This is a genomic window from Pontibacter mucosus (assembly GCF_003054055.1).
Taxonomy (GTDB): Bacteria; Bacteroidota; Bacteroidia; order Cytophagales; family Hymenobacteraceae; genus Pontibacter; species Pontibacter mucosus.
In genome coordinates this window covers 305,831-330,698 of the sequence record NZ_QBKI01000004.1, presented here as the reverse complement: position 1 = coordinate 330,698, position 24,868 = coordinate 305,831, and the positions used below count along the sequence as shown (strand labels likewise).

Sequence of the window (24,868 nt, the reverse complement as noted above, 5' to 3'; positions counted from 1 at the left end):
TTTGCAGAAAAAAAATATAAAACCCAGCGACCACCCCGGTAGATTCTACCGGAAGGCCTTTAAAATATCTGTTCAACTGGCACAGGCCAGTGCGTTACTCCTCGCCGAGCAGGTCCGGGCGGCGCTGTTTGGTGCGTTCTACGGCCTGCTCAAAGCGCCACTGCTCAATCTTCGGCGTGTCGCCCGACATCAGGATGTCCGGCACCTTCATGCCCTTATACTCGGCGGGACGGGTGTACACGGGCGGGGCCAGCAAGCCATCCTGGAAAGAGTCTGTCAGCGCGGAGGTTTCGTCGTTCAGCACGCCGGGCAGAATCCGGATAATGGCATCCGCCAATACGGCCGCGCCAAGCTCCCCACCCGACAGCACGTAGTCTCCGATGCTGATCTCGTGGGTGATGAAATGCTGCCGCACACGCTCGTCCACGCCTTTGTAGTGGCCGCAAAGTATAATGACGTTCTGCATCAGCGAGAACTGGTTTACGATGCGCTGGTTCAGCGTTTGCCCGTCCGGTGTCATGTAAATAAGAGCGTCGTACGCACGCTCCGCCTTCAGCTCCGAAATGCACGCGTCAATTGGCTCAATCATCATCACCATGCCTGCACCGCCGCCAAAGGCATAGTCATCAATCTGGCCATGCTTGTTCACGGCGTACTTGCGCAGGTCGTGTATGTGAATCTCTACCAGGCCTTTTTGCTGTGCCCTTTTCAGGATAGAATGGCTGAAGGGGCTTTCCAGCAGGTCCGGCTGGCAGGTGATAATGTCAAAGCGCATTACTTCTTCTCCTCCTCAGTGTCTTCGTCCTCGTCGTCGGGGCTGGAGGGTTGTGTGTATACTTCCAGCAGTCCCTCCGGCAGGCTTACATGCAGCTGCTTTGTCTCGTGGTCGGCGCGCAGGAAGATCTCGTCCATCACCGGCACCAGCATTTCCTGGTTCAGGTACTCCATCACCATCAGCTGCTGGTTGGGCAGGTCGTAAAACTCCTTCACGGTGCCCAGCGCACCATGCTGCTCGTCTACCACCTGGTAACCAATCACATCGTGGAAGTAGAACTGGCCTTCCTCCAGCTCCGGCAGCTCGTCGAGCGGCAGGTACAGGGAGGTGTTGCGCAGCGTCTCTGCCTGGGCGATGGTGTCGATATCCTCAAACTTGATGATAAAGCGACCCTTGGCCTGCGGCTCCATGGACGTTATAAAAAAAGGAATCAGTCTTCCCTTTTGCTCCAGGAAAACTGATTCCAAATCTTCATAATCTTCGGGGTAGTCTACGTCAAAAAACGCGACTACTTGGCCCTTGGTGCCATGGGTCTTGACGATATAGCCTAACAGGAAGCATTCATCAACATGCATGGCACATCAATTTATGCTTGCTCTTCTGTAGCCTCGCCACCTTCTGCAGCGGCCTCTGGAGCCTCTTCAGCAGGAGCATTAGCAGCAGCTTTCTCAGCAGCGCGCTGGCGGATAGCCTCTGCACGAGCCTCGTTCACCTTACGCTCAGCTTCCAGGGCAGCAGCACGCTTGGCTTCTTTCTCAGAACCAACTTGCTGGCGCTTAGCTTCTACCTTGGCATCTTTTGCCTCTTTCCACTCGTTAAAGCGCTGGTCAGCAGTCTCCTGCGTGATGGCACCTTTGTTAACACCGATTTGCAGGTGCTTCTTGAAAAGGATACCTCTGTAAGAAAGCATGGCTTTTACAGTGTCTGTCGGCTGTGCGCCGTTCATCAGCCACTGGAACGCCTTGTCTTCGTTAAAGTCGATGAAGGCTGGAACAGTGTTTGGGTTGTAGGTACCCAGTTTCTCGATAAATTTACCATCACGTGGTGCTCGAGCGTCAGCTACTACGATATCGTAGATAGCGGCTTTTTTGCGGCCTCTGCGGGCCAGTCTGATTTTTACTGCCATTTCTTGAATGTGTTTTGTAAGTCGGCGGAACCCGTCCGCCAGTTTTTAGAACCGCAAAAGTAGGGAAATAATTTCTGATAATCTATACTTGTGGCTTTTTATTAATGGGTTGTGCCTCAGGGTAAAGTATAAAGTGCGGATTGTGGTTTACGAGTAGCCTGCTCTTGGTCGTTTTCTAGCTTGTGTTCTGCTATTCTTTATACTTTTGTTCGCTGTTCTGTGTCCCCGCATCTACATACATCATACTTTTATACTTGGGATTATACTTTCCTGCCCCTGCTTCCTTCCACTTGACCCAAGCTATCCTTTCTAGCTTCTGGTCATCCTCTAGTTCCCACAAACCTATTGTTTCACCTCTGGCTTTGGTGCTCTCAAGCCCGAGAGGGCTCGCCTTCGGGCATCGCGCTGTGTACATTTCCTTTGCTCCTGACGTCGCAATGCCGCTAAGGCGGCACCGGAAATCTACAAGGCGCTCAACCCAAAGGCTGGGATAGGGTTCGATAGCAAAGCCTCTGCTACTGGAAAGGAAAGTATAAATTAGTAGTATAGAAACTGTCCCCTTGAGGACAAACAAGAACGCGAGTTCGAAGCTTGCGAGCAGCGCTCAATAGGGGTGTAATCACCTGCAGAAATTCCCCTCCTCGGAGGGGCTAGGGGTGGGTTTACACTTGTAGGGACAGGTCGCGACCTGTCCGTGCGAGAACATCAACTATAAAACTTATACTTCAGCACCAGTAACAACAAGCTCCCCTCCTTGGCCAAGGAGGGGCAGGGGTGGTTGGACCCGGTACTGCAAAAACTCCCCCGGGAGCTGGCAGGTAAATTGCAACCTGAAGTATAAAGTATAAAAAAAAGCCCTCCGTTGCGGGAGGGCTTTCGATATGATTAAGCATTTGCTTTAACTCTAGGGGGCTTGGCGGCTCTCACTTTTACAGGCTTCAGCTTGATGATGCTGAGCTTGTTCAGTGTCCAGATTACCGGCCAGGTTGGGTCAACTTCCCACCACTTCACGCCAAAGTTCACGCGGTTAGGCAGCTTGTGGTGGTTGTTCTGGAAAAGCTCTCCGCCCGTCAGAAAGTCAAAGAAAAGAGAGTTCTTCGACTTGTCGTTGTTGTCGAAGTTCTGGTAGCCATACTTGTGGCCGCTCCAGTTCACAATCGCGCCGTGCACCGGACCCATCAGGAAGTGGATGGGCAGCAGCAGGAACATCCACCACTGCGTGGCAAAGGCGATGTAAAACAGCACATAGGCTACACCCCAACCCGCTCTTGAGTACCAGGAGTCACCAATTTTCTCTATCAATGGCCAAACCGGGTAGTTGCCCTCAAAACGGCGCTCCGGCTCCACGCGGTTGTTCAGCACGTTGTTGTAAATCTCCTTCGTCTTCCACATCATCGAGAAGGCGTTGCTGGAGTAATGCGGCGAGTGCGGGTCGCGCTCGGTGTCGGAGAAGGCGTGGTGCATACGGTGAAGTATGGCATAGGCACGCGGCGACAGGAACGAGGAGCCCTGGGCTATGTAAGTCAGCAGGTAAAATGCTCTTTCCCAGAACGGGCTCATGGTAAACATCTTGTGTGCTGCGTAGCGGTGGAGGTAAAACGTCTGTACGAACAGCGACAGGTACCAATGCACCACAAAAAAGATAAGGATTGCCATTAATGTAACAGGTATTTAGTGATTTGTTCGGTTTGAGGGCAGCTGTATTACTACGCACGAGTTGCCTTACGCAAAGCTACATACGAAATTAAAAGTAAAATAACATTAGCAGCGTAAAAGTTCAGAAAAATGACAAATATCATTTTTTTCAGCCTTCTCTGAAGCATGGCTAAAGATGCCTGAAGGGGTTCCAAACGGGTGCATCCGGAAGAGGCGCGCTGACAGCGACTTCTGTCTTAAGCGTCGGGTGCGTGAACCGGAGACTGCGGGCGTGCAAGGCTATACTTTTATCGGGCAGGGGCTGCGGGGCGCCATACTTCAAATCGCCAAGTATGGGGCATTGCATGGAGGCCAGCTGCACCCGTATTTGGTGCGGCCTGCCGGTGATGGGATTAACCTCGAGTAAGTTCTTTCCCTGTTGTGAGGTAAGCAAAGTATAGTTTAGCTCGGAACGGGCGCCGCTGGGGTTTTCTTTGGCAAAGGCCTTGGTTACGTTGCGGCTGCTGTCCTTCACGAGCCAGTGCACCAGGTTGCCCTGTTCCTGCCTCGGGCGGTTCTGTACGACGGCCCAATAGGTCTTAATGGTTTTCTTGCTGCGGAACAACTCATTCAGGCGGGCGAGGGCTTTGGAGGTTTTGGCCAGCAGCACTACACCACTCACGGGTCTGTCGAGGCGGTGCACTACTCCCACAAACACGTTGCCTGGCTTGTTATACTTCTCTCTGATATACTCCTTCGCCAGGTCTGCCAGCGTTACATCCCCCGTTTCGTCGCCATGCACCAGCAGTCCCGCTGGCTTGTTTACCACCAGCACATGGTTATCCTCAAAAAGAATGTCTAAAGAAGCCATATGCTTTAGTTAAAAGTTGAGAGTTATGAGTTAAAAGTTTTTATTCAAAAATGGGCGGTATAAGAAGTGATGTCGACACCATGTCTGTAAGTGCGCTCTATACCTGAGCATATTGCCCCACTCTTAACTTTTAACTCATAACTCTTAACTCAAATTAATATGCTTCTTTTTCGCTCGGGAAGTCTTTGCTCTTTACATCCTTCACGTAGTGCTGCACGGCATCGGTCATGATGGTGTGCAGGTCGGCGTAGCGGCGCAGGAAACGAGGTTTAAACTCCTTGTTGATGCCCAGCATGTCGTGCACCACCAGCACCTGCCCGTCCACGTGCGGTCCGGCACCAATGCCGATAATAGGAATCTGCAGCTGCTCGGCCACGCGCTTGGCCAACTCTGATGGAATCTTCTCCAGCACAATGGCAAAGCAGCCAAGCTCCTGCAGCAGGAGGGCATCGTCAATCAGCTTTTGCGCCTCAGCTTCTTCCTTGGCGCGCACCGTGTAAGTGCCAAACTTATAGATAGACTGCGGGGTCAGGCCCAGGTGCCCCATCACCGGCACACCGGCGCTGAGGATGCGGGTTACAGAGTCTTTTATCTCGGCACCGCCTTCAATCTTCACGCCATGCGCGCCAGACTCTTTCATGATGCGGATGGTGGATCGCAGCGCCTCCGACGAGTTGCCCTGGTAAGAGCCAAAGGGAAGATCCACTACCACAAAGGCGCGGCTCACCCCACGTACCACCGACGAGGCGTGGTAAATCATCTGGTCCAGGGTGATGGGAAGCGTGGTCTCATGCCCTGCCATCACGTTGGAGGCAGAGTCGCCTACCAGCAGCACGTCTACGCCGGCGGCATCCAGAATGGTGGCCATGGAGTAGTCGTAGGCAGTAAGCATGGAGATTTTCTCACCACGCTCCTTCATGTTCTGCAACTGGTGCGTGGTAATTTTCTTGATATCGTTTTTATGTACAGACATAGCTTCCGGTTGTTTGGGATGTAAAGCTATAAAATATAAAAACAACAACAGCCACCTTTTGTTGTGGCTGTCGCGTGTTAGTAGTTATACCCTGTAGAGCTGCGCTTGGTGAGTTTTAAATCCTGAAGCAGTGCTGAGCGGGCGTTTATCGTCAGGTTGTAGCCCCGTAGCAGACCGAACGGCACCCATCCGATGCTCATATCCCAGCAGTGCAGGTCGCGGTAAATCTGTACGTTGGCGTAAGAGATGTTCTGGTTCGAAATGTCGTACGTGGCGTTATAGGTTACCTTCCATTTCTCCGTTACGTTTAGCGAGCCGTCTATACCCACTGTCTGAATCACGTTGGTTTGCCCTCTCAGGCCGAAAGACCTGTTATAGTTGAGCGAGTAGTTCAGGTTCAGCGTCCACGGAATTTTGAAGTCCACGTAATCGGGCAGCATCTGCGCGAACGGCTCCTGCTCCAGCGAGGGCAGGTTGTCCGGCGGGGCGGCATCCGTTCCGGACCGGAAGGTTTCCGGCGTCAGGCTGGCGGTCAGGTTCAGGCCGGCGTTCGCAATCCTGCCCAGTCTTCCTTTGGATATGTCCAGGAAATAAGTGTCGATGGAGCGGCCTAAGGTGTCTTTCTCGTAAGGGTCCAGCGTGGAGTTAAAGTTCATGTTGATGAACTTGAATAGCTTGGTGTTCAGGGAAATCCGGATCGGAGACAGCTTGAGAGAGTCGCGTGCAAAATCGTAGCCGGAAGAGAGGCGCAGGTTGTCGATGATGCTTACCTTCTCGGACTTCACCCCGGCAGTATCGCTCTCGGTGCGCACCTTCATCTCCACACTGTTGTCGATACTGAAGCTAAGCGCGGAGCTGAGGCCGGTTCCGGGCAGACCGGCTCTGAAACGTCCCAGATCCTGGTACAGGGCCTGGTTGGTGCGCTGGTCTCTGCCCACCAGGGTGCGCTGGTAGAAGCCAAAGCGCTCGTCGGCAAAGTCAGGGCGGAAACTGTAGCTAACGCTTGGGCGCACCAGGTGGCGGATAGCCTCCACTTTGCCGCCCTCTCGGAAGTTAACGGTACCGTAGACGGTGGTGCTCAGGTTGGCGCCTGCACTGTACTGGTATACCCTGCCAAAGCTGGTGGTGTCGATGTCAACGCGCTGCGAGTCCGGGTTGAAGCGGAAGCTATACTTCTCGTCGAGCCAGGTTTCGCTATAGTTTACCGTAGGGCTGAAGTTAAAGAAGCGCGCAATCTTATAGTTACCCAGGCCGATGCCAAAGGTATGAACAGCCTGTTTTTGCCCGCTTTCCCACAGGCGCTGCAGGTTGCTGAAGTTGATAGGAATGGTGTCGGCAGCAGCAGCCTCCAGTATCGGAATGTCGGAGCGGGTACGGGCCGGCGTCTGGTTTGTCACGGTGTTAGAGGCGCGCACGTTGTAAGACAGCGTGAACTTGTCATACCAGTTATTGGTGGTGGAGGGGCCGTTGGAGAATAGCTCAGACACCGAGATCTGCGACATGCTGAAGCTCAGGTCCGGAAGTATAAAGTCCATTCTGCCACTCGTCGTGTTCTGGCTCTGGCTGGCTTTAATCGTATAGCTGAACGGTGAGTTTGGTACTGTCTTTTGGTAAGACACGTTCGAGCTGAAAGATGGGCTCAGGTACTGTGCCTGGCTCTGGTAGTTTACGCGCTGGTGTGTTTGGCTACCGGCATTTACGCTGGCACTGAAAGAGCCGCGCCCCGGTTTGGTAGTAGGGCTATGGCTCCACCTGATCCAGAAGGTTTTCTGCGACTTGGGTAACTGGGCAAAGATATTGTCGGTGGTACGCGCCCGGCCCTCTGCCGCGGCCCTGTCTGCCTCGTCGTTCTTAAAGTTGCTATAGGAAAAGTTAAGGTTACCCCGGTAAGAGTAGCGCTTCACGTAATCCGTGTTGGCCTGCACCTCGTATCCACCCAGCGAGAAGATGTCGCCGGTAAGGCGCGTGCCCATGTAATCATTCCAGGCAAAGTAGTAGCCACCGTCGTTCAGGAAGAAACCCCTCGCCGAGTTCTCTCCGTAGCTAGGCACTATCACCCCCGACGAGCGCTTGGTTTTAGGGGTGGGGAAGAGGCCGAACAAGAAGCCCAGCGGGGTGGGGATATCGCCGACCACGAGGTTAAACGGACCAGCCATTACCTTGTCGTTCGGGATGGCCTTTATCTTGCCGGCGTTGATATAGAAGTGCGGGTGCTCCAGGTTACAGGTCGTATACTTGTTGTGCAGGCCGAAAAACTCATTGTTTTCGTTGCGCTTTACCACCTCAGAGTGTATGTATCCCTCGCCTTGCTGCGTTACTACCTCAGATATGCGCCCACGGCGGGTCTTGTAGTTGTAGGCAATACGTTTGGCAGCATAGGTTTCGGCGCCTTGCGTAAACACCGGGGTTCCGACTTCCTTTCCTGTGGAGTCGGGGAGGGTGGTGGCGGTAAGGGTGTTGGTTTCGTAGTTGATTTGGATGTAGGCCGCCTCCAGGTTCATGTCGCCATAAACAATCTTGGCGTCGCCGTAGAGGTGTACAATTTTGTTGTCCACCTCAAACTGCATCGAGTCTCTGGCAGAGTATTTGATGGTGGTCGCAATATCGCCCTGAGGCGGGTTTAGGCTAACAGAGTCCTGCCCGGCAACAAGGGCCGTATCCTGCGAAGCTACAGTGGGCGTATCCTGTTGTGCAACGGTGCCCGCGCGTCTGAGTCCGCGTTGGGCATGAGCCGACGGGGCTATGAAAATGGCGGTCTGCAACAGCAGCAAAAAAAACAGAATGTAGTAGCGCAACTTCTTCAGAGTTCCCTAAAAGTTTACTTAATTTGTACAAAGTTATTGTTTTAGCTTTTAACTAACGAGCGTTGTGAAAAATATTGTTACTGTATCCGTTCTGGCTTTTGTTTTTTTACTGTGCTCCTCTAATACCCTTGAATTTAAGAAAGAGTACAAAGTCCGCACTGTTGTAATCGACGCCGGGCACGGGGGCAAGGATGTAGGGTGTAATGGTAAATTCTCGCACGAGGCACACGTTGCCCTGGATATTGCCAAGCAAGTGGGAGCCCTGATTGAGAAGAACGTGCCGGACGTGAAAGTGGTTTATACCCGCACCGAAGATAAGTTTGTGGAGTTGATAGACCGCGCCGGCATCGCCAACAAAAACAACGCTGATCTCTTCATTTCCATCCACCTGAACGCGGGGCCGCCCACAGCCTACGGCACCGAGACCTATACGATGGGCCTCCATACTTCCAACGGAAACCTGGAGGTCGCTAAGCGCGAGAACTCCGTAATCCTGCAGGAGGATAACTATGAGGCCAACTACAACGGCTTCGACCCGAACTCTCCGCAGAGCCACATCCTGTTTGCCCTGCACCAGAGCGCGTACATGGACAACAGCCTCCGCTTTGCCGAAAAGGTGGAGCGCGAGTTCAGCACCCGTGCCGGGCGCAAGAGCCGTGGCGTGAAGCAGGCAGGCTTTCTGGTGCTCTGGAAGTCTTATATGCCGAGCGTGCTGATTGAGTGCGGCTTCCTGACCAACCCTACCGAGGAAAAATTTCTTAACGATAAGACCGGGCAAGCGTATATTGCATCAGGTATATATCGCGCCTTCAGGGAGTACAAGCAAGAGATGGAAGCGATGAACTAAGACATTCCTACGTGAAGATATCAAAGGAAATGAAAGTGGCGCTGCTGGGGATTGTAGCGCTCGTTTTACTATACTTCGGGTTTATGTACCTGAAAGGGTCGGATATTTTCTCCAATACCCACCGGTACTTCGTGGTCTACGACAACGTGGACGGCCTGAATGTGTCCAACCCTGTTATCCTGAACGGCGTGCAGGTTGGCTCTGTGCGAAAGCTCCGGCTGCTGACAGACAACCAAAACAAGGTGCAGGTAGAGCTGGAGGTGATGGAAGACCTGCAGGTAGGCGACTCTACGATTGCGGCGCTCGGTAGCTCCGACATCCTGGGCAGCAAGGCTATCACGCTATACTTAGGCAACAGCACCAACGCTTATAAGGGTGGCGAAACACTCATCCCCTTCACCCAGAGCAGCATCACGGAGATGATCTCCACCAAAACAGTGCCCATTATTGACAAAGTGGATACCACGCTGGCCCGTGTGAACCGCCTGCTCGATGCCGAGACCAAGGGCAACATCCAGGAGATTCTGGAGAATACCAACAAGAGTACGGCTGCCCTCTACCAAATGCTCAATGCCAACCAGAAGAACATCAACCAGATTACGCAGAATGTGAGCGAGCTGACAACCGCCCTGAAGCAAACGCAGCGCAACCTGAACCAACTGAGCAGTAACATGGTGGAGATAACCGATACGCTGAAGCAGGTCGAGATAAACAAGCTGGTGGATAATGCCAACCTGGCTGTGGTAGAACTGCAGACGGCGGTGGCTAAACTGCAATCCCCTGACGGTTCGCTTGGTAAGCTCATGCACGACGAGCAGCTCTATGAGAACATGAACCGCTCCACAGAGGCACTGAACCTGCTGCTGCGCGACATACAGGCGTACCCCAAGCGTTATGTGAGCTTCTCCGTGTTTGGCCGCAAAGACAAGTATAAAGTAGATGAGACTGGCCGCGTGATTACCCTGGAAGAAGTAAAAGAGCTGCAGGACAGGCACCCGCAGGAGTTCAGGACGGTGCCGGATACGGTGTATGTGCCTGTGCCAGAAACAAGTACAGGCAAGGGCGCCGGCGGGGCTGACAGTATAAGAGATTAATGCCGTGCGCTATTTTTGAAATTTATATATTTGTAAAATCCGCTTTTATGGGCGGATTTTCGCATTTTATACTTCCCTTAAACCCCTAAAAACTAATCTAACCCTGGATGGACATTGAATTCAATAAGAACGAAGACTCCCTGAAGCAGCAGGTTTTTCAGCTGCAGAGCAAACTGAAGAAAGTATACCTGGGCGGTGGCCAGAAGCGCATCGAGAAGGAACACCAGAAAGGCAAGATGACGGCCCGCGAGCGGATTGCCTACCTGCTGGATGAAGGCAGCGAGTTTCTGGAAATCGGTGCTTTTGCCGGCGAAGGCATGTATGAGGAGGAAGGCGGCTGCCCCAGCGGCGGCGTAATAACCGGCATCGGCTACATCAAGGGCCGCCAGTGCGTGGTGGTAGCCAATGACGCTACCGTAAAAGCCGGTGCCTGGTTCCCGATCACGGCCAAGAAAAACCTGCGCGCCCAGGAAATCTCTATCGAAAACAAATTGCCCATAGTATACCTGGTGGATAGTGCCGGCGTGTTTTTGCCGATGCAAAACGAGATTTTTCCGGATAAAGAGCACTTCGGCCGTATGTTCCGCAACAATGCGGTGATGAGTTCGATGGGCATCGTGCAGATTGCCGCCATCATGGGCAGCTGCGTGGCCGGGGGCGCTTACCTGCCCATCATGAGCGACGAGGCCCTGATTGTGGAGGGAACCGGCTCGGTTTTCCTGGCGGGCTCCTACCTGGTAAAATCCGCCATCGGCGAAAGTATAGACAACGAGACGCTGGGCGGTGCTACGACGCATTGCGAGATCTCAGGCGTCACGGATTATAAGTGCAAGGATGATAAGGAGGCGCTGGACCATATCCGCACCATCTTCGACAAACTGGGCGACAACCCAAAGGCCGGTTTTAGCCGGGTGGAGCCTGCCGCGCCAAAGCTGAACCCGCAGGAAATCTACGGTATACTTCCGGCTGACCGTGTGAAGCCCTACGACATGATGGACATCATCCTGCGTTTGGTGGATAACTCGGAGTTTGAGCCATACAAGGACCTCTACGGCCAGACGCTGATCTGCGGCCTGGCCCGCATCGACGGTTGGGCGGTGGGCATTGTGGCCAACCAGCGCAAAATCGTGAAGAGCAAGAAGGGCGAGATGCAGATGGGCGGCGTTATCTACTCCGACTCTGCCGACAAGGCGGCCCGCTTTATCATGAACTGCAACCAAAAAAAGATTCCGCTGTTGTTTTTGCAGGACGTGTCCGGGTTCATGGTGGGCAGCAAGGCAGAGCATGGCGGCATTATTAAAGACGGCGCCAAAATGGTGAATGCCATGGCCAACTCGGTGGTGCCTAAGTTCACCATCCTTGTCGGCAACAGCTATGGGGCCGGAAACTACGCCATGTGCGGCAAAGCCTACGACCCGCGCCTGATCTACTCCTGGCCTACAGCCCAGCTGGCCGTGATGAGCGGGGCGGCTGCGGCCAAAACCCTGCTGCAGATTCAAGTATCGGCCATGAAGGCTAAAGGGGAGGAGATTACCCCGGAGGCAGAGCAGGAGCTGCTGGAGCGCATCACCAACAAGTATAACGAGGAGCTCTCGCCTTACTATGCCGCCGCCCGCCTGTGGGTAGATGGCATCATCGATCCGCTGGAAACGCGCAAGGTGATCTCGATGGGTATTGAGGCGGCCAACCACGCCCCCATCGAAAAGCCCTACAATGTGGGCGTTATCCAGACGTGAGGAAAATCATTAATGAGTAATGAGTAATGAATAATAATGAATGAGTAATATGTTTCTTCCTAACCGGAACACACTCTTCGTCAACAATTAGTCATTCCTCATTATTCACCAATAATTAATCTCTCCCGCCTTTGAACCATACGAGTTGCATTTTTATTTCTTAGGTATAAACCATCAGGATGGAAAAGAAAGAGAATGTAATTCAGCGCAAAACGTTTGATTTTGCTGTGCAGGTTGTGCTATTGTGCCAAAGGCTAAATGGGGAGAAAAGAGAGTTTGTACTCTCTAAACAACTATTGCGCAGCGGTACTTCGATTGGTGCGAACGTGGAGGAGGCGATTGCGGGTATATCAAAAGCGGACTTTTCAGCTAAGATTAGCATTGCCTATAAAGAGGCGCAGGAAACAGGATACTGGTTGCGCTTATTGCATGCCACGTCCTATATTGATAGTGTTACATTTGAGACTTTATATGCCGATTATGTGGAGATAAGTAAAATATTATTCTCCATCTTAAGATCCACCGGAAGGGTGAAGGATTAGAGACTAACGGCTCATTATTTTCATGGATCAATTTTTGAGTGATGAACCTGAACATTGCTCATTAATTATTAATAATTACGCATTACTTTGACAAAGGGAGAAATAAAGGCACTGATCTCACTGTTGGATGATAGTGATTTCGAGGTAGTGTCGCATGTGGAGAAGCAGATTGCTTATTTAGGCGAGGGGATTATCCCTTTTTTGGAAGAGGAGTGGGAGGAAACCCTGAACTCCAGCCTTCAGAAGAAGATAGAGGACCTGATACACAACCTGCAGTTTGATGCGCTGCAAAAGCGCCTGCTGGAGTGGAAGGACGCTGGTGCGGAGAACCTGCTGGAGGGGATGTTTCTGGTAAACTCTTACCTGTACCCGGATGTGGACTTTGCGGGCATCGCTAAAACCATGGACCAGCTATACTTTGACGCCTGGACGCAGATGAAGGATGAAATGCATCCTTACGACCAGGTGAAGTCGCTGAACAACGTGCTGTTCCGGGAGAAGCGCTTTTCGGCCAATACCAAGAACTTCCATTCGCCGGCTAACTCTATGCTGCACCTGGTGCTGGAGAGCAAGCGCGGTAACCCGCTGACCCTGTGCGTTATTTACATGACGCTAGCGCAGCGCCTGAACATGCCCGTGTACGGCGTTAACCTGCCCAACCTGTTTATACTTACCTATAAAATGAACGGGCTGCAGTTTTACATCAACGTGTACAACAAGGGGCTTATACTTTCCAAGGCCGATATCGACAACTACATCCTGCAGCTGAACCTGAACCCGGTCGATATTTTCTACGAGCCCTGCAGCAACCTCGACATCATCAAGCGGGCCTTGCGGAACCTGGCTTTCTCGTTCGAGAAAATGGATGATCCGGAGAAGGCCACCGAAGTGACCAAGCTGCTGGAAATTATCTCGGACGAGGAGCAGCCTAACCAGCGAGAAACGTTATAAACCGGAAGATGGCGGAGTTCTGGGAGTCTAGTTTTGTGGAGAAGCAAACCATGTGGGGTTTTGAGCCCAGCGAATCCGCGTTGGTGGCAAAGGATCTTTTCCAGGAAAAGCAGCTCCAGCGTATACTTGTTCCCGGGATGGGGTATGGCAGAAACGCGCAGTTGTTCCGGGAAAACGGGATGGACGTGACTGGCATAGAGATTTCCCAAACGGCAATAAATCTGGCAAAAAACCACTACGGGGAAAGTATAAAAATCCACCACGGCTCGGTAACGGACATGCCCTACGATGCGGTGCTCTATGACGGTATCTTTTGCCACGCGCTCATCCATCTGCTCAACCAACAGGAGAGAAGAAAGCTGCTTCACGATTGCTATAAACAACTCAGGCCCGGCGGGTACATGGTCTTCTCGGCAGTCTCAACGAGATCCCCAAACTATGGCACAGGCAGGCAAGTGAGCCGGAGTCGCTTTGAGATCATGGAAGGCGTGAAGATGTTCTTCTACGATACAGATTCGGTAAAGCAGGAGTTTGGGAAGTATGGCTTGGCGTAGGTGACGGAGATCGAGGAGCCCATGAAAAACAAGCCCGGTGCACCGGCACTTAAATTTTTCCTGGTAACCTGCAGCAAGCAAGTATAACCCGGTTTATACTTTAACACCTAAAACACAGCGGCCGCCCCTATACTTCAGGGGCGGCCGCTGTGTTTTACACTGCTGCTATACTTTAGTATTTCTTGATAAGACAGCCGGTGGCGCGTTTGTCGCTGGTGGAAACAGGGTGATTTGCCAGCACCTCGTCCAGCACATTGCGCAGGTAAAAGTTTTTCACTCCGCTCTCCATCTGTGGGTTGTCATCAATAGCACCTTTATACTTCAGGATAAATTCTTCGCCAGTGTTGTGCAGCACAAATACCTCGGGGGTTTTAGTGGCTCCGAACTGGGTACTTACCTTTTGCCCCACATCGGCCAGGTAGGGGCTATACTTCCGGCTCGCCATGTCCTGCAGCGTTTCGCCTGCATCGCCGGCACCGGGGTTAATGAAGATAAACTGTGTGCCTTTTGCGCTGTAGTTGCTGGCCAGGGTTACCAGGCGGTTTTCGTAAAGTTTGGCATAAGGGCATTGGTTGTTGGTAAACACCAGCACCACGGTTTTGGCGTTGGCCAACTCGCTGAGGGTGACGCTTTGGTTGTTGGCGCCCTGCAACGTAAAATCGGCTACTTTGTCGCCCACCTTATACCCCTGGGCATAAACACCCACGGAGACAAATAAGGCAGTGGCAAGCGTGAATAACTGTTTCATGTCTTTCGTGTTTAGGTGGCGGGATCAGGCTGCGCTATCGTCTATGCAGTAAGTCAGCACATGGCTTTGGAGCAGCTCGAAGTTAATACGGTACAATTTAGAAAAATTTTCAGTTTTCACACGGCCCAGCAGTAAATTTGGATCGGGAGCAGGTTTTACCTCCAGATTGTCCTTAAAAATCAATTGCTTACGGCTGTATAGTTTGTACAGTGTTTCCTTCGCGCTCCAGTAAAGACAGGTGTTTTGCTCGTCGGCCAACGTATGGCTTTTCTCTGCATCAGTCAAAAACTTGTCCTGTACCCGCAACGCCTTTGCAGATATTAATTCAATATCTATGCCAACCTCATACTTATCGGAAAGTATAACGGCCGCCAGTTTGGGGGAGTGAGAAATGGATACCTGCAGGCCTGCATCCGGGAAGTAGGGTTTGCCGTGCTGGTTGCGCAGCAGCTGGAGTGGGTGCGCGCTGAACTCCTGCAACAACCTGTAGGCCAGCGCCCGGCTTGCCAGCCACTCCCGCTGCCGTTTGGGGTGCACCTGCTCCAGGCCGGCTTCTACGGCCACATGCGCTGGCAAGGCTGCCCTTAGTTCCTCTGCCGGCTCGGCTAACTCCCAAATGCCCAGGCGGGTGTGCGGGTTCAGTTGTTTAGAGTATAGCAGGGGCATAGGCAATAAAGTATAAACAGGGCGTTAGGAAAGTATGGCCGGGCCATTCGCGTTAATTATCGTAAATTTAGGCTAAATTTATTTAACACCAGAAACAGACATTATGGCGAGTAAAGTTCAGGTAGCGAAACTGGCAACCCTTACCGGGCACCGCGACAGCGTGTACACGCTGGTGCCGGCCGGCGAGGAACACCTGTTTTTCTCTGCTGCCGGCGACGGGATGGTGGTGGCCTGGGATCTTACGGCTCCTGAAAACGGCGAATTGGTGGCGCGGGTAAGTGCCTCGGTATACGCGCTGCACCATGTGCCGCAGCGGAACCTGCTGCTTATCGGGCAAAACCAGGAGGGGGTGCAGGTGATAGACCTTGCGAGCAAAAGTATACTTAAGTCGGTGCCGCTGCCTAAGGTGGCCATCTTTGACATACAGGCTGTTCCGGAGGAGGGCAAAGTATACGTAGGCCTGGGAAGCGGCGGGGTGGCCGTGCTGGACCTGGAAACCTTTGAGCTGCATACCATCATCCGCAAAACCGACAAGAGCGCCCGCAGCCTGGCCTACAACAAGTATAGCCGGGAGCTTGCCGTGGGCTACAGCGACCACAAGATCCGCATCTTCGACGCCCAGAGCATGGAGCTCAAGTATGAGCTGGCAAACCATACCAACTCGGTGTTTTCTGTGGCCTTCTCACCGGACGGGAATCTGCTGCTGAGCGCTGGCCGCGACGCCCACCTGCGGGTATGGAACACCGGAAAGAATTATACCGAGAAGGGATACGTGATAGCGCACATGTACGCTATCAACCACATCACCTACAGCCCCACCGGCGATTACTTTGCCACGTGCAGCATGGATAAATCCATAAAGGTGTGGGATGCCCATACTTTTAAGTTGCTGAAAGTGATTGATAAAGTGCGACATGCCGGACACGGCACCTCGGTAAATAAATTATTTTGGTCAGCTCACCAGAATCAGTTAGTTTCGTGTAGCGATGACCGCACCATTTCGGTTTGGGATATAAATTTTTGAGTTATGAAGATTACACCGTTAGAGATCAGGCAAAAAACGTTTGAGAAAGCATTCAGGGGACTAGACAAGGATGAGGTAAATGCGTTTTTGCTGACGCTCTCGCAGCAGTGGGAGAAGCTGCAGGATGAGAACAAGGACCTGCGCCTGAAGCTGGAAGCCGCCCACCGCGAAACCCAGAAGCTGCGCGAGGTGGAGTCATCGCTATACAAGACTTTGAAAACGGCCGAGGATACCGGCAACAGCATTCTGGAGCAGGCTAAAAAGTCCGCTGAGCTGCAGGCCCGCGAGTCGGAGCTGAAGGCCGAGGAACTGATGGCCCGTGTCCGCAACGAGGCGCGCCAGATGCTGGAGGAAGCCCAGCGCCAATCGGCACAGGTGATTGCCGAGATGCAGCAGCAGGTAAAACAGCTCGACCAGGAGTGCCGCCAGATGGAGAACCACCTCGACCACCTGGTGCGCGACCTGCGCAACCTGGCTACTGAGACGCTGGAGAACGCGGAGAAGGCCAGATCAAAACCTAAAGCCGGTACACACAGTATTCTCTCAAAAGCAGCCAACACCGAGGTAAGTGCCTCGGATCTGCTCCGAAACCTGAGAGATATGGATAAAGCATCAAATAACAACACATACCAGTTGCCAGAGTCTACGGCAGCCAACGCACCCGTTGCCATTATAGCAGACACCATCGGAGACCCGGCCCCGGACGTAACACAGCCTAAGCCAGAAGTGCCAAGCCCTTCTGAGCCTATCGTGCCGAACGTGCCGTCGCCGGAGATACCGCAGCCAGAGCCGGATTACCCGGGCCGCGTGCCTGCCCCGGATATTGAGCGGCCAGTGCCGGAAATTCAGCCGGTGCAGCCTGATAAACCAGAGATCCAGCCGCCGCTGACTGAGCCGTCGCGCAACTCATTTGTTCCTAACGGTGCTACGGTAAAGCCTGCCACCGGCGGTTCCTTCTTCGACGAGATAGGCTAATAAGCGCGGGAGATGGGGCAGATTGCACTGGAGGGCATGGAGTTCTTCGCCTTCCACGGCTACTACGACGAGGAGCAGAAGATCGGCAACAAGTATGGCATTGATCTCATCATCAACACCGACCTGCGCCGCGCTGCCGAATCCGATAACCTGGACGAGACGGTAAATTACGAGGTGCTGTACGCGCTGGTGCTGGAGGAGATGAAAACCCCGGCACGCCTGCTGGAGCACCTGGGCCACCGCATCATCGACAGGGTGTATGAGCGGTTTCCGTTTGTGCAGTTAGTAAAAGTGAACGTATACAAGTTTAATCCTCCGCTGGGTGGCATTTGCAAGTGGGCTAAGGTTAGCCTGGAGGAGGCGCGGTAATTAAAGAGTTACTTATTGATTTGAAAGCAGCTGGTTCAGAAATGGGCTGGCTGTTTTCGTTTTTATAGTATGTAGCCATGCTGGCTTGAAAAGCCATACTTTATACTTTGGCTATACTTTTATACTTGTCAATTTGCTGTTCCGGACATCCTTGTCCGGAATTTTTCTGCTGCGGACTTCCAAGTCCGCGTAAGCCATACTTTTACACTTGCCGGTATATACTTTTATAGCCGCTGCTTTCCGCAACTTGAACCAAGCTATTCTTACTAGCTGCCGTTCATCCTATAGTTCGCACAAGCGCCTCGTTGCATCTCCAACTTGGCTCCCTCCCAGGCCGGGAGGCCTCGCCTTCGGGCATCGCGCTGCTTTCGCTTCCTGCCCTCGTGCCTCGGGCCGCCTTTCAGGCACCGGAACCTCTCGAGGCGCTCAACCCAAAGGCTGGGAACAGGATCAATAGCTCCTACCCTTGCTGTCATCTCGACCTTTGGGAGAGATCTGAATAGAATTTCCCCAGATCTCTCGCGCAGCTCGAGATGACAGGGAATGATTAAAGACCAGACTGTCCCCTTGAGGGGACCACAGGGGTGTAATCGCCTACAGATAACTCCCCTCTCGTGGACTAGCCAAAACGGGAGTTTTGAGCTAGCGAGCGCAGCTCTTAGGGGTGGGTTTATGCTTGTAGGGACAGGTCGCGACCTGTCCGCACGGCAACAGCAGCTATGAAGCCTATACTTCTGCATCAGTAAAAACAGGCTCCCCTCCTTAGCCAAGAAGGGGCAGGGGTGGTTGGACCCGGCACTGAAAATCTCTAAAGGGAGGTGGTATACTTTAAAATCAGCCAGCAACCCCTATACCAACCTCAGCAACTCCGCTGCGGCGGCAAAGGCAGATTTCTGGCCACTCTTCACCTGTTCGGCTATACCTGGCAGCTGCTGCTTCACCTGCTCATGCGCGTAGAAATTATCTTCTAAGCCCTGGCGGATGGCTTCGTACATCCACTGCAGGTTCTGGTCATGGCGCTTTTTATTGAAGTAGCCGTTGCTGTGGGTAAGCTGCAGGTAATCGGCGATGGTGTGCCAGATGGTGTCGAGGCCGGTGTTTTGGAGGGCAGAGCAGGTGCTTACCCTGGGCGACCAACCCGAGGCACCCAGCGGGTAAAGGTGCAGCGCGCTCTGGTACTCGGCGCGGGCGGCGCTGGCTTTGCCCACATTCTCGCCATCGGCTTTGGTAATGGCAATGGCGTCGGCCATTTCCATGATGCCGCGCTTTATGCCTTGCAGCTCGTCGCCGGCACCAGCCAGCATCAGTAGCAGGAAAAAGTCTACCATGGCGTGCACCGCTGTCTCCGATTGTCCCACGCCCACCGTCTCCACAATAACGGCGTCAAAACCTGCCGCCTCGCAAAGTATAATGCTTTCACGGGTGCTGCGGCTCACTCCTCCCAACGATTTGCCTGCTGGCGATGGCCTGATAAACGCCTGCGGGTTAATAGCCAGCGAGTCCATGCGGGTTTTGTCGCCAAGGATGCTGCCACCGGAGCGCTGGCTGGTTGGGTCTATGGCCAGCACCGCCAGTTTCTTGCCCTGCTCCTTGATTAGGTAGTTGCCAAAGGCCTCAATAAACGTGCTCTTGCCTACACCCGGCACACCGGTTATACCTATCCGCACGGACTTGCCGGCATGCGGCAGCACCTGGTTGATGACCTGCTGCGCCAGTTCCTGGTCGGAGGCCAAGCGACTTTCTACCAGCGTGATGGCACGGCTGAGCATGACGCGGTCACCGGCTAAAATGCCTGTTACATAGGTCTCGGAGCTAAAACGTTTGGCCAAGGAGCTAAGGTTTGGTTTGCAGATTATACTCTTCTACAAAGTTAGTATTTAAAGGTTGCTGCGCCAGTTTCAGAAGAATGATAGGCCAGAAAGTATAAATTAGCCTATTCCGGCTGCAGTTTGTCTGAGTGGGGCAAAAACTTACTAGCTTGATTCTGAACCTATCCGGGAAATTTTAGGTTGGTTCTGCAATCACATTTTCTTTATAACAGATTTGCATATTTCTAATTTTACCAGTTTCCCATCTATGAAACATTTCTGGATGCTGGCCCTTCTCAGCTTAGCCATTCCTGCTTCCGCATTTGCACAAACAGAGTACAGCAACACAAGCGCCACAGGGCGAGGCGGTGTCATCAATACCTTTGCCAGCGACTACCAGACCCTAGGCGTTAACCCTGCCAACCTTGGCCGTAGCAGCCATCGGTTGTCGTTCACTTTTCTGGAAGGAGGCTTTGGAATCAGCTCTGGCGCCTTTTCAAAGGATATTATCCGGGATTTCAGAGCTAAAACAGACCACACTGGCGAGAGCTTGGCGAAACGGAAGAGCTATGCCCAGGCTTTTGCCTCAGACCATGTGCTGAACCTTGGGGGAGAGCTTAACACGTTTGCCGTCTCGGTGCACTTCCCGAAAATTGGAGGCTTTGCCTTCAGCAACCGGCAGCGCGTATTAGGGCATGCGGGCTTTAACAGGAATTTTTCCGAGTTCTTGTTTTTAGGACAAAATGCAGGCATCGCGAAAGAGACCGGAAAAAATGAATTAGTATATGTAGCCGATGTCTTTGACGGAACCGAGCTAAAAGCATCCTGGCTGCAGGAATGGAACGTCGCTTTCGGACGCACAATTGCTGACCTCCCCGGCGTCTCTGTTTCCGGTGGACTGGGGTACCGCTATGTGCAAGGCCTGGCGCTTGGCGAGTTTAGCGTAAAAAACGGGCAGGTGAACGCCTACGGTGCGATTTCTCCAACGTTGGCAGTCGATAACGATGCTTATGCGGCTAATCCGCTGTCCACACTGCTGGACATCCGGAAGGAGCTGACGCCGGTTGGCACAGGGCACGGCTTCGATATTGGTGTTTCTGCTGAGCTGGCCAGGAAGGTAAAATTAGCTGTGTCGGTTACTGATATAGGTTCAATCCGGTGGACGGAGAATTTGATGGCTGGCCGGGACAAAGGATTTATACTTTCGGAGCTGGAAAGTAAGGAAAGCAATAGCTTTGAGAGCGCCCTGGACATGGCCGAGCAATTGGTGAATACGTCGATGGAGTTTGCCCCTCAGGAAGAGCTGAAGACAAATCTGCCCACGCGCCTGCGGTTGGGAGCTGGGCTGAGTGTAAGCCGGGATGTGGAGCTGGGTCTGGACTATGTACGCCCCCTGAACGATGCGCCGGGTAACCTGTCTCAGGACTTTGTTGGCGTAGGCATCGATGTGATGGCGACGAGACACCTGCGCCTTAGCTCCGGAGTTTCTACCGGCATGGGCGATAAAATGAACCTGCCGCTTGGCGTAGCCATCGTCACGCCGGTCTACGAATTTGGGCTGAGCACTAGAGATATTACAGGCCCACTTTCCGAAGAAAATCCGGGCGCCTCCATGGCTTTTGCCTTCCTTCGCTTTAAACTGGGCAGGCTCTAAAGTATAGCATCCTCATTTAATGAAAAGGGCCAGCTTCTGCATACGTCGCAGAAGCTGGCCCTTTGTCAGTTTATACTTACTTTTTGCTGATACCCTGCGGGAAGTTAGGCAGGCCCAGGTCGCTTTTCTGCTTGCCCAGATGGAAACCGTCGTCCACGTAATTGGCCGCCTCGCCTTTGGCGTTCGGGTTGTTAATCACGCCTAGGTAATAGTTATCCTGGCGGGCTACGTAGATTTTGCCATCCGGCCCCACCTGCAGTGCCCCGATGCGTGGGCTTTTGGAGGTACCCACCACCACGGCGGATTTAGCGATGGCCTCCGGGCTACCGGCTTTCAGGTCGAACTGCACTACCTGCGCTTTACCACCACCCGTGCCGTTGGCTGTACCGTACAGCTTGCTACCATCCGGAGAAAAAACAACGCCGTACGCCTCCTCAAAACCCTTTAAAAGAATCGGGTTAGAAACCTGGCCCGTGCTGCGGTCGAAGCTGAGGATTTCGAAGTTACTGTCCGCGTCCCAAAGGGCAGAGGCCAGCTTGGTGCCATCCGGGGAGGCGTTCAGGTAGCCGATGGCTTTCCGGTTGGGGCCACCGTGCACGGTGCCCACCTGACTCAAAACAGGTCTGGTGGCCACGCCTTCCTCGTTCACCAGAAACGCCATGTAGCCATTGCTGTTCCAGCGGTGCGCTATTACCCACCAGTCTTTGTTGTTGCTATGGCGCACGGCCGTCAGTTTCTCGGTGGCCGGGGCTATGAGGAAGTTGTTGCGTGAGGTGATATCACCTTTGCCTTCCTGTTTGCTCATATCCACCACCGTGTAGCGCAGGCCATCGGATTGCGCCTGGATATCGGTGGTGAAGATATAGTAGATGGTACTGCTGCCGGGTTTGGGAAGTATAAGCGCTGACTGGGTGGAGGACTTGCCTCCCATCAAACCGTTGCCGTTCGGCATCACGCGGTGCTCGCCATTCCAGACGGTGATGCCGTTGGTGTAGAAAAGCAGCTTGCCGTCGGCATCGGAGATGGTGGCGCTGCCCTCCTCGGTAAAGAGTTTGCTGTTGGTGGCTACGGCCGAATCTCCTTTAAAAATGATGCCGGCGCCTTTGCCGAAGTACCAGTTATTCCGCTCCCCTTGTGCCAGTGCGGCAAAGCTGCCGAGGGCAAGCAAGGCAGTTGCTGCAAAGAGTCTAAGTCTAATCATAACACCTTGATAAACGTCTTACAGCGGCGTAAAGTACAAAAGAAGTGCCAAGCAAAGTATACCGGCTCAAAAAAGAAGTATGGCATCACCAACAAACAAAAAAAGCAGGGACTAACCTGCTTTTTTCTTCCTGTTTATACTTTCTTACTGCGTGGCCGAGGTGGTGTCTTCACCTGCCAGCACATCGTTTATGTTTGTGGAGTCATCGCCTGTGCCGGGTTTGTCACCATCAATGGGAGCGCCTGTTTCCTGTGTATTTCCTTGTGTGGACTCAGGTGGCATCTCGGTGTTATTGGCCCCCGTCTCGCATGAAGTCAGGAGGAACAAGGAACCTGCAAAAATGGCGGTGGTCAGTTTTATGCGTTTAGTTTTCATTGCTTTCATCGTTTTGTACTTCCTGGTTGTACGTTTTTAGCCGTTGTTCTGGTTATAAGCCAGGCGTATAAAACGCATGTTGCGATTCACTTTGGTGTGAAGGTGTAAGCTCACCCCCGCCCCTCCAAGGCCAAGGAGCAAGGCCGTTAAGTTCTCACGAAAACTGTCCCCTTGAGGACAAGTGAGACGAGAGTCGAAACTTGCGACCATGGGTCTATAGGGGTGTAAGGCCAGTTGCCAATGACTTATACCAAACGCCAACACCCCTCCATGAACTGCGTTCGCAACCTACGCACTCCCGTGCTTGCTTGTCCTCAAGGGGAGAATTTAGTTCTAGCTGTAGTCAGCTTAGAATGTATGAGTGTAGCGATTAACTTTGAACGTAACAGCCCTGCCTCCCTGGAGGGGTGGGTTCATTGAAACTTAGGTTATAAAACAAAATAGGGATGCCTTTTGGCATCCCTATAAGTATAAAAGCAGACCTGTATTTGGAGTCAATGTTGCACCTCCAGCTCCAGGGGCTCTTTCTTTAGCAGTTGCGGGTCCAGGGAGAGTAGTTTGAGCAGCACCCCGTTCGTCCAGCCGAAGCCATCCTGGTTGGGGTACTCACCGCCGCCCGCCTGCAGCCCCATGTCCACCACGTTATACTTCTCCATCAGTTTGCCGGTATTGCGGAACACCGCTTCATTCAGTCCTGCCCAACGCTTGGCTATCGTGTCAGCTAAGTTATCGTGCCGGTAGTTGCGCAGAGCCTGTATGCTCATCCACTGCAGCGGAGCCCAGCCATTTGGCGCGTCCCACTGCTGGCCGGTGCGGTGCAGTGTGGAAGTAAGACCTCCTGCCTTTAGGAAATCCTCCTCCAGTCTTTGGGCCACGGCATCAGCCTGTTTCTTTTTGACCATGGAGAAGTATAGCGGGAACACAGCAGCCAGCGACGGAATGTTGGTCGTAGTGCCTTTCACGAAGTCATAGTCGTAGAAGAAGCCGGCCTCATCGCTCCAGGTATACTTTAGCAGCGCGTCGCGGCGTGCTTTGGCGCGGCGCTCAAATTCCCGGGCTTCCTTTCTATTGCCGTTCAGCACGGCCATTTCCTGCAGCGTCAGTTCCACGTGGTAGAGCAGCGCGTTCAGGTCTACGGGGATGATATCCGTGGTATGGATGGTGCTCAGGTTCTGGGCGTCGGCAAACCAGCGGCTGCTAAAGTCCCAGCCTGACTCGGCGGCGGCCCTAATGTGGCGGTATACTTCCTCGGGGTTTCTGCCTGACTCCTGCGCCAGCTCCACATCCTCGCGGTAGGACTCCGGCCTAGGCTCCGGCGCATCGTCCCAGTAACGGTTCAGGATGCTGCCATCGGGCAGACGCACCACGCGGCGGTGCGTCGGGTTTGCGGCTGATAGCTCGTCGGCACCGTCCATCCAGAAATCATACTCCTTGCGCAGGGCAGGAGCATAGGTTTTGAGTACTTCGCGGCCTTTTTGCTGCGCCAGCACCCGCAGCATGAGTGCGTAGAACGGGGGTTGTGAGCGGCTCAGGTAATAGGTGCGGTTGCCGTTGGGGATATGGCCGACCGTGTTGATGAGGTGCGTAAAGTTATCGACCATACTTTGGATGAGCTCCGTTTCGCCGCTGGCTTGCAGGCCGAGCATGGTAAAGAAGCTATCCCAGTAATAAATCTCGCGGAAGCGGCCTCCGGGTACAATGTACTTCTTCGGCAGCGGAATCAGAGAACCGCCGTCTCCACCCGGCTCGCGGGTAAGTACGGGCCAGAGGCGCTCTATGTGCTGTGTTACCGAAAGGCTGGTGTCGGTGCTGAAGCCGGTGTCTGGCTGGGAGGGCATCCGGAAATACTCCTTCACAAATGCCTCCAGGTTAAAGCCTGGCTGGTTCTGCTGCTGCCGGTAAGCCTCCAGAATCTGCGCAGGCGGCGCCAGCGGCACAGCATCCGCAAAGGTTTTGGAGTCCGGAAACACATGCTGCAGTTGTACCTGCTCAAACAGCTCGCCTAACTCCTGCTCTGGCCTGTACAGCTCCTGCGCCCGCAGCGGCTGTACGACAAAGGTAAACGGTAGTAGTAACAGAAGGCTAAAAGTTAAAGTGCTAAAAGTATACTTCATACGCTTTCTGGAATATATGAGTGATT

Annotated in this window: 24 protein-coding genes; 10 read left to right on the top strand and 14 right to left on the bottom strand. The window is 53.2% G+C overall.

Annotated features, from left to right (window positions below):
- Window positions 1-94: 94 nt before the first annotated feature.
- From trmD to C8N40_RS10065, 8 genes are all read right to left on the bottom strand, one after another.
- A complete protein-coding gene (trmD, locus tag C8N40_RS10100; RefSeq protein WP_108211652.1) occupies window positions 95-775 on the bottom strand; it encodes a tRNA (guanosine(37)-N1)-methyltransferase TrmD in 681 nt (226 codons plus the stop codon).
- Window positions 775-1,350: a ribosome maturation factor RimM gene (rimM, locus tag C8N40_RS10095; RefSeq protein ID WP_108211651.1), complete on the bottom strand. Its 576-nt coding sequence runs from the start codon at window positions 1,348-1,350 to the stop codon at window positions 775-777. Before rimM ends, trmD begins: the two co-directional genes overlap by 1 nt.
- Before the next feature lie 11 nt (window positions 1,351-1,361).
- On the bottom strand, window positions 1,362-1,901 hold the full coding sequence (locus tag C8N40_RS10090) for a 30S ribosomal protein S16 (RefSeq protein ID WP_108211650.1): 540 nt from the start codon (window positions 1,899-1,901) through the stop codon (window positions 1,362-1,364).
- Window positions 1,902-2,091: 190 nt separating this feature from the next.
- Complete coding sequence (locus C8N40_RS22940; RefSeq protein WP_211318071.1) at window positions 2,092-2,241, bottom strand: hypothetical protein; 150 nt, start codon at window positions 2,239-2,241, stop codon at window positions 2,092-2,094.
- Between the two features lie 545 nt (window positions 2,242-2,786).
- Window positions 2,787-3,557, bottom strand: coding sequence for an acyl-CoA desaturase (locus tag C8N40_RS10080; protein WP_108211648.1), 771 nt, complete (start codon window positions 3,555-3,557; stop codon window positions 2,787-2,789).
- Window positions 3,558-3,726: 169 nt separating this feature from the next.
- A complete protein-coding gene (locus C8N40_RS10075; RefSeq protein ID WP_108211647.1) occupies window positions 3,727-4,407 on the bottom strand; it encodes an RluA family pseudouridine synthase in 681 nt (226 codons plus the stop codon).
- Between the two features lie 154 nt (window positions 4,408-4,561).
- Window positions 4,562-5,380 (bottom strand): 3-methyl-2-oxobutanoate hydroxymethyltransferase, encoded by an 819-nt coding sequence (gene panB, locus C8N40_RS10070; protein WP_108211646.1) that lies wholly within the window; start codon window positions 5,378-5,380, stop codon window positions 4,562-4,564.
- 77 nt (window positions 5,381-5,457) lie between these two features.
- Entirely contained in the window at window positions 5,458-8,175 is a 2,718-nt protein-coding gene (locus C8N40_RS10065; RefSeq protein ID WP_108211645.1) for a putative LPS assembly protein LptD, read from the bottom strand.
- 73 nt (window positions 8,176-8,248) lie between these two features.
- Between C8N40_RS10065 and C8N40_RS10060 the strand changes: the two genes are divergently transcribed.
- The 6 genes from C8N40_RS10060 (at window position 8,249) to C8N40_RS10035 (ending at window position 13,908) form a co-directional block, all read left to right on the top strand.
- Window positions 8,249-9,031: an N-acetylmuramoyl-L-alanine amidase family protein gene (locus C8N40_RS10060; RefSeq protein WP_108211644.1), complete on the top strand. Its 783-nt coding sequence runs from the start codon at window positions 8,249-8,251 to the stop codon at window positions 9,029-9,031.
- 11 nt (window positions 9,032-9,042) lie between these two features.
- Window positions 9,043-10,125 (top strand): MlaD family protein, encoded by a 1,083-nt coding sequence (locus C8N40_RS10055; RefSeq protein ID WP_108211643.1) that lies wholly within the window; start codon window positions 9,043-9,045, stop codon window positions 10,123-10,125.
- A 107-nt stretch (window positions 10,126-10,232) separates the two neighbouring features.
- A complete protein-coding gene (locus C8N40_RS10050) occupies window positions 10,233-11,861 on the top strand; it encodes an acyl-CoA carboxylase subunit beta (protein ID WP_108211642.1) in 1,629 nt (542 codons plus the stop codon).
- Window positions 11,862-12,040: 179 nt separating this feature from the next.
- Window positions 12,041-12,403, top strand: a complete 363-nt coding sequence (locus tag C8N40_RS10045) for a four helix bundle protein (protein ID WP_108211641.1) — start codon at window positions 12,041-12,043, stop codon at window positions 12,401-12,403.
- Window positions 12,404-12,490: 87 nt separating this feature from the next.
- Entirely contained in the window at window positions 12,491-13,354 is an 864-nt protein-coding gene (locus C8N40_RS10040) for a transglutaminase-like domain-containing protein (protein ID WP_108211640.1), read from the top strand.
- Window positions 13,355-13,362: 8 nt separating this feature from the next.
- Window positions 13,363-13,908 (top strand): class I SAM-dependent methyltransferase, encoded by a 546-nt coding sequence (locus tag C8N40_RS10035; RefSeq protein WP_170114074.1) that lies wholly within the window; start codon window positions 13,363-13,365, stop codon window positions 13,906-13,908.
- A gap of 172 nt (window positions 13,909-14,080) precedes the next feature.
- Here the strand turns inward: C8N40_RS10035 and C8N40_RS10030 are convergent, their stop codons facing one another.
- Window positions 14,081-14,656, bottom strand: a complete 576-nt coding sequence (locus C8N40_RS10030) for a redoxin domain-containing protein (RefSeq protein ID WP_108211639.1) — start codon at window positions 14,654-14,656, stop codon at window positions 14,081-14,083.
- A 24-nt stretch (window positions 14,657-14,680) separates the two neighbouring features.
- Window positions 14,681-15,322, bottom strand: coding sequence for a 4'-phosphopantetheinyl transferase superfamily protein (locus tag C8N40_RS10025; RefSeq protein WP_108211638.1), 642 nt, complete (start codon window positions 15,320-15,322; stop codon window positions 14,681-14,683).
- Window positions 15,323-15,425: 103 nt separating this feature from the next.
- Between C8N40_RS10025 and C8N40_RS10020 the strand changes: the two genes are divergently transcribed.
- From C8N40_RS10020 to folB, 3 genes are read left to right on the top strand one after another with little or no spacing between them, the layout of a single operon-like run.
- The gene (locus C8N40_RS10020; RefSeq protein ID WP_108211637.1) at window positions 15,426-16,346 is read left to right on the top strand and encodes a WD40 repeat domain-containing protein; all 921 of its coding nucleotides are present in this window, start codon (window positions 15,426-15,428) and stop codon (window positions 16,344-16,346) included.
- Window positions 16,347-16,349: 3 nt separating this feature from the next.
- Window positions 16,350-17,321, top strand: coding sequence for a DivIVA domain-containing protein (locus C8N40_RS10015; protein WP_108211636.1), 972 nt, complete (start codon window positions 16,350-16,352; stop codon window positions 17,319-17,321).
- Between the two features lie 12 nt (window positions 17,322-17,333).
- Window positions 17,334-17,690 (top strand): dihydroneopterin aldolase, encoded by a 357-nt coding sequence (gene folB / locus C8N40_RS10010; RefSeq protein ID WP_108211635.1) that lies wholly within the window; start codon window positions 17,334-17,336, stop codon window positions 17,688-17,690.
- 848 nt (window positions 17,691-18,538) lie between these two features.
- Here the strand turns inward: folB and meaB are convergent.
- Window positions 18,539-19,519, bottom strand: coding sequence for a methylmalonyl Co-A mutase-associated GTPase MeaB (meaB, locus tag C8N40_RS10000; RefSeq protein ID WP_108211633.1), 981 nt, complete (start codon window positions 19,517-19,519; stop codon window positions 18,539-18,541).
- A 247-nt stretch (window positions 19,520-19,766) separates the two neighbouring features.
- Between meaB and C8N40_RS09995 the strand changes: the two genes are divergently transcribed.
- Complete coding sequence (locus C8N40_RS09995; protein ID WP_108211632.1) at window positions 19,767-21,152, top strand: DUF5723 family protein; 1,386 nt, start codon at window positions 19,767-19,769, stop codon at window positions 21,150-21,152.
- 76 nt (window positions 21,153-21,228) lie between these two features.
- On the opposite strand, the gene C8N40_RS09990 is transcribed toward C8N40_RS09995, so the two are convergent.
- The 3 genes from C8N40_RS09990 to treF all read right to left on the bottom strand — a co-directional run bounded on the left by C8N40_RS09990 (window position 21,229) and on the right by treF (window position 24,842).
- Complete coding sequence (locus tag C8N40_RS09990) at window positions 21,229-22,353, bottom strand: WD40 repeat domain-containing protein (protein ID WP_108211631.1); 1,125 nt, start codon at window positions 22,351-22,353, stop codon at window positions 21,229-21,231.
- A gap of 144 nt (window positions 22,354-22,497) precedes the next feature.
- Window positions 22,498-22,728, bottom strand: coding sequence for a hypothetical protein (locus C8N40_RS09985; protein ID WP_146173547.1), 231 nt, complete (start codon window positions 22,726-22,728; stop codon window positions 22,498-22,500).
- Between the two features lie 494 nt (window positions 22,729-23,222).
- On the bottom strand, window positions 23,223-24,842 hold the full coding sequence (gene treF / locus C8N40_RS09980) for an alpha,alpha-trehalase TreF (RefSeq protein WP_108211629.1): 1,620 nt from the start codon (window positions 24,840-24,842) through the stop codon (window positions 23,223-23,225).
- Window positions 24,843-24,868 lie beyond the last annotated feature (26 nt).

What these genes read in the sequence shown, in the direction of transcription:
- folB (WP_108211635.1), top strand. Translation starts at nt 17,334, where the DNA reads ATGGGGCAGATTGCACTGGAGGGCATGGAGTTCTTCGCCTTCCACGGC.
- C8N40_RS09990 (WP_108211631.1), bottom strand. Translation starts at nt 22,353, where the DNA reads ATGATTAGACTTAGACTCTTTGCAGCAACTGCCTTGCTTGCCCTCGGC.
- C8N40_RS10025 (WP_108211638.1), bottom strand. Translation starts at nt 15,322, where the DNA reads ATGCCCCTGCTATACTCTAAACAACTGAACCCGCACACCCGCCTGGGC.
- treF (WP_108211629.1), bottom strand. Translation starts at nt 24,842, where the DNA reads ATGAAGTATACTTTTAGCACTTTAACTTTTAGCCTTCTGTTACTACTA.
- trmD (WP_108211652.1), bottom strand. Translation starts at nt 775, where the DNA reads ATGCGCTTTGACATTATCACCTGCCAGCCGGACCTGCTGGAAAGCCCC.
- C8N40_RS10030 (WP_108211639.1), bottom strand. Translation starts at nt 14,656, where the DNA reads ATGAAACAGTTATTCACGCTTGCCACTGCCTTATTTGTCTCCGTGGGT.
- C8N40_RS10035 (WP_170114074.1), top strand. Translation starts at nt 13,363, where the DNA reads ATGGCGGAGTTCTGGGAGTCTAGTTTTGTGGAGAAGCAAACCATGTGG.
- C8N40_RS10090 (WP_108211650.1), bottom strand. Translation starts at nt 1,901, where the DNA reads ATGGCAGTAAAAATCAGACTGGCCCGCAGAGGCCGCAAAAAAGCCGCT.
- panB (WP_108211646.1), bottom strand. Translation starts at nt 5,380, where the DNA reads ATGTCTGTACATAAAAACGATATCAAGAAAATTACCACGCACCAGTTG.
- C8N40_RS10020 (WP_108211637.1), top strand. Translation starts at nt 15,426, where the DNA reads ATGGCGAGTAAAGTTCAGGTAGCGAAACTGGCAACCCTTACCGGGCAC.
- C8N40_RS10050 (WP_108211642.1), top strand. Translation starts at nt 10,233, where the DNA reads ATGGACATTGAATTCAATAAGAACGAAGACTCCCTGAAGCAGCAGGTT.
- C8N40_RS09995 (WP_108211632.1), top strand. Translation starts at nt 19,767, where the DNA reads ATGAAACATTTCTGGATGCTGGCCCTTCTCAGCTTAGCCATTCCTGCT.
- C8N40_RS10015 (WP_108211636.1), top strand. Translation starts at nt 16,350, where the DNA reads ATGAAGATTACACCGTTAGAGATCAGGCAAAAAACGTTTGAGAAAGCA.
- C8N40_RS10045 (WP_108211641.1), top strand. Translation starts at nt 12,041, where the DNA reads ATGGAAAAGAAAGAGAATGTAATTCAGCGCAAAACGTTTGATTTTGCT.
- C8N40_RS10075 (WP_108211647.1), bottom strand. Translation starts at nt 4,407, where the DNA reads ATGGCTTCTTTAGACATTCTTTTTGAGGATAACCATGTGCTGGTGGTA.
- rimM (WP_108211651.1), bottom strand. Translation starts at nt 1,350, where the DNA reads ATGCATGTTGATGAATGCTTCCTGTTAGGCTATATCGTCAAGACCCAT.
- C8N40_RS09985 (WP_146173547.1), bottom strand. Translation starts at nt 22,728, where the DNA reads ATGAAAACTAAACGCATAAAACTGACCACCGCCATTTTTGCAGGTTCC.
- C8N40_RS10080 (WP_108211648.1), bottom strand. Translation starts at nt 3,557, where the DNA reads ATGGCAATCCTTATCTTTTTTGTGGTGCATTGGTACCTGTCGCTGTTC.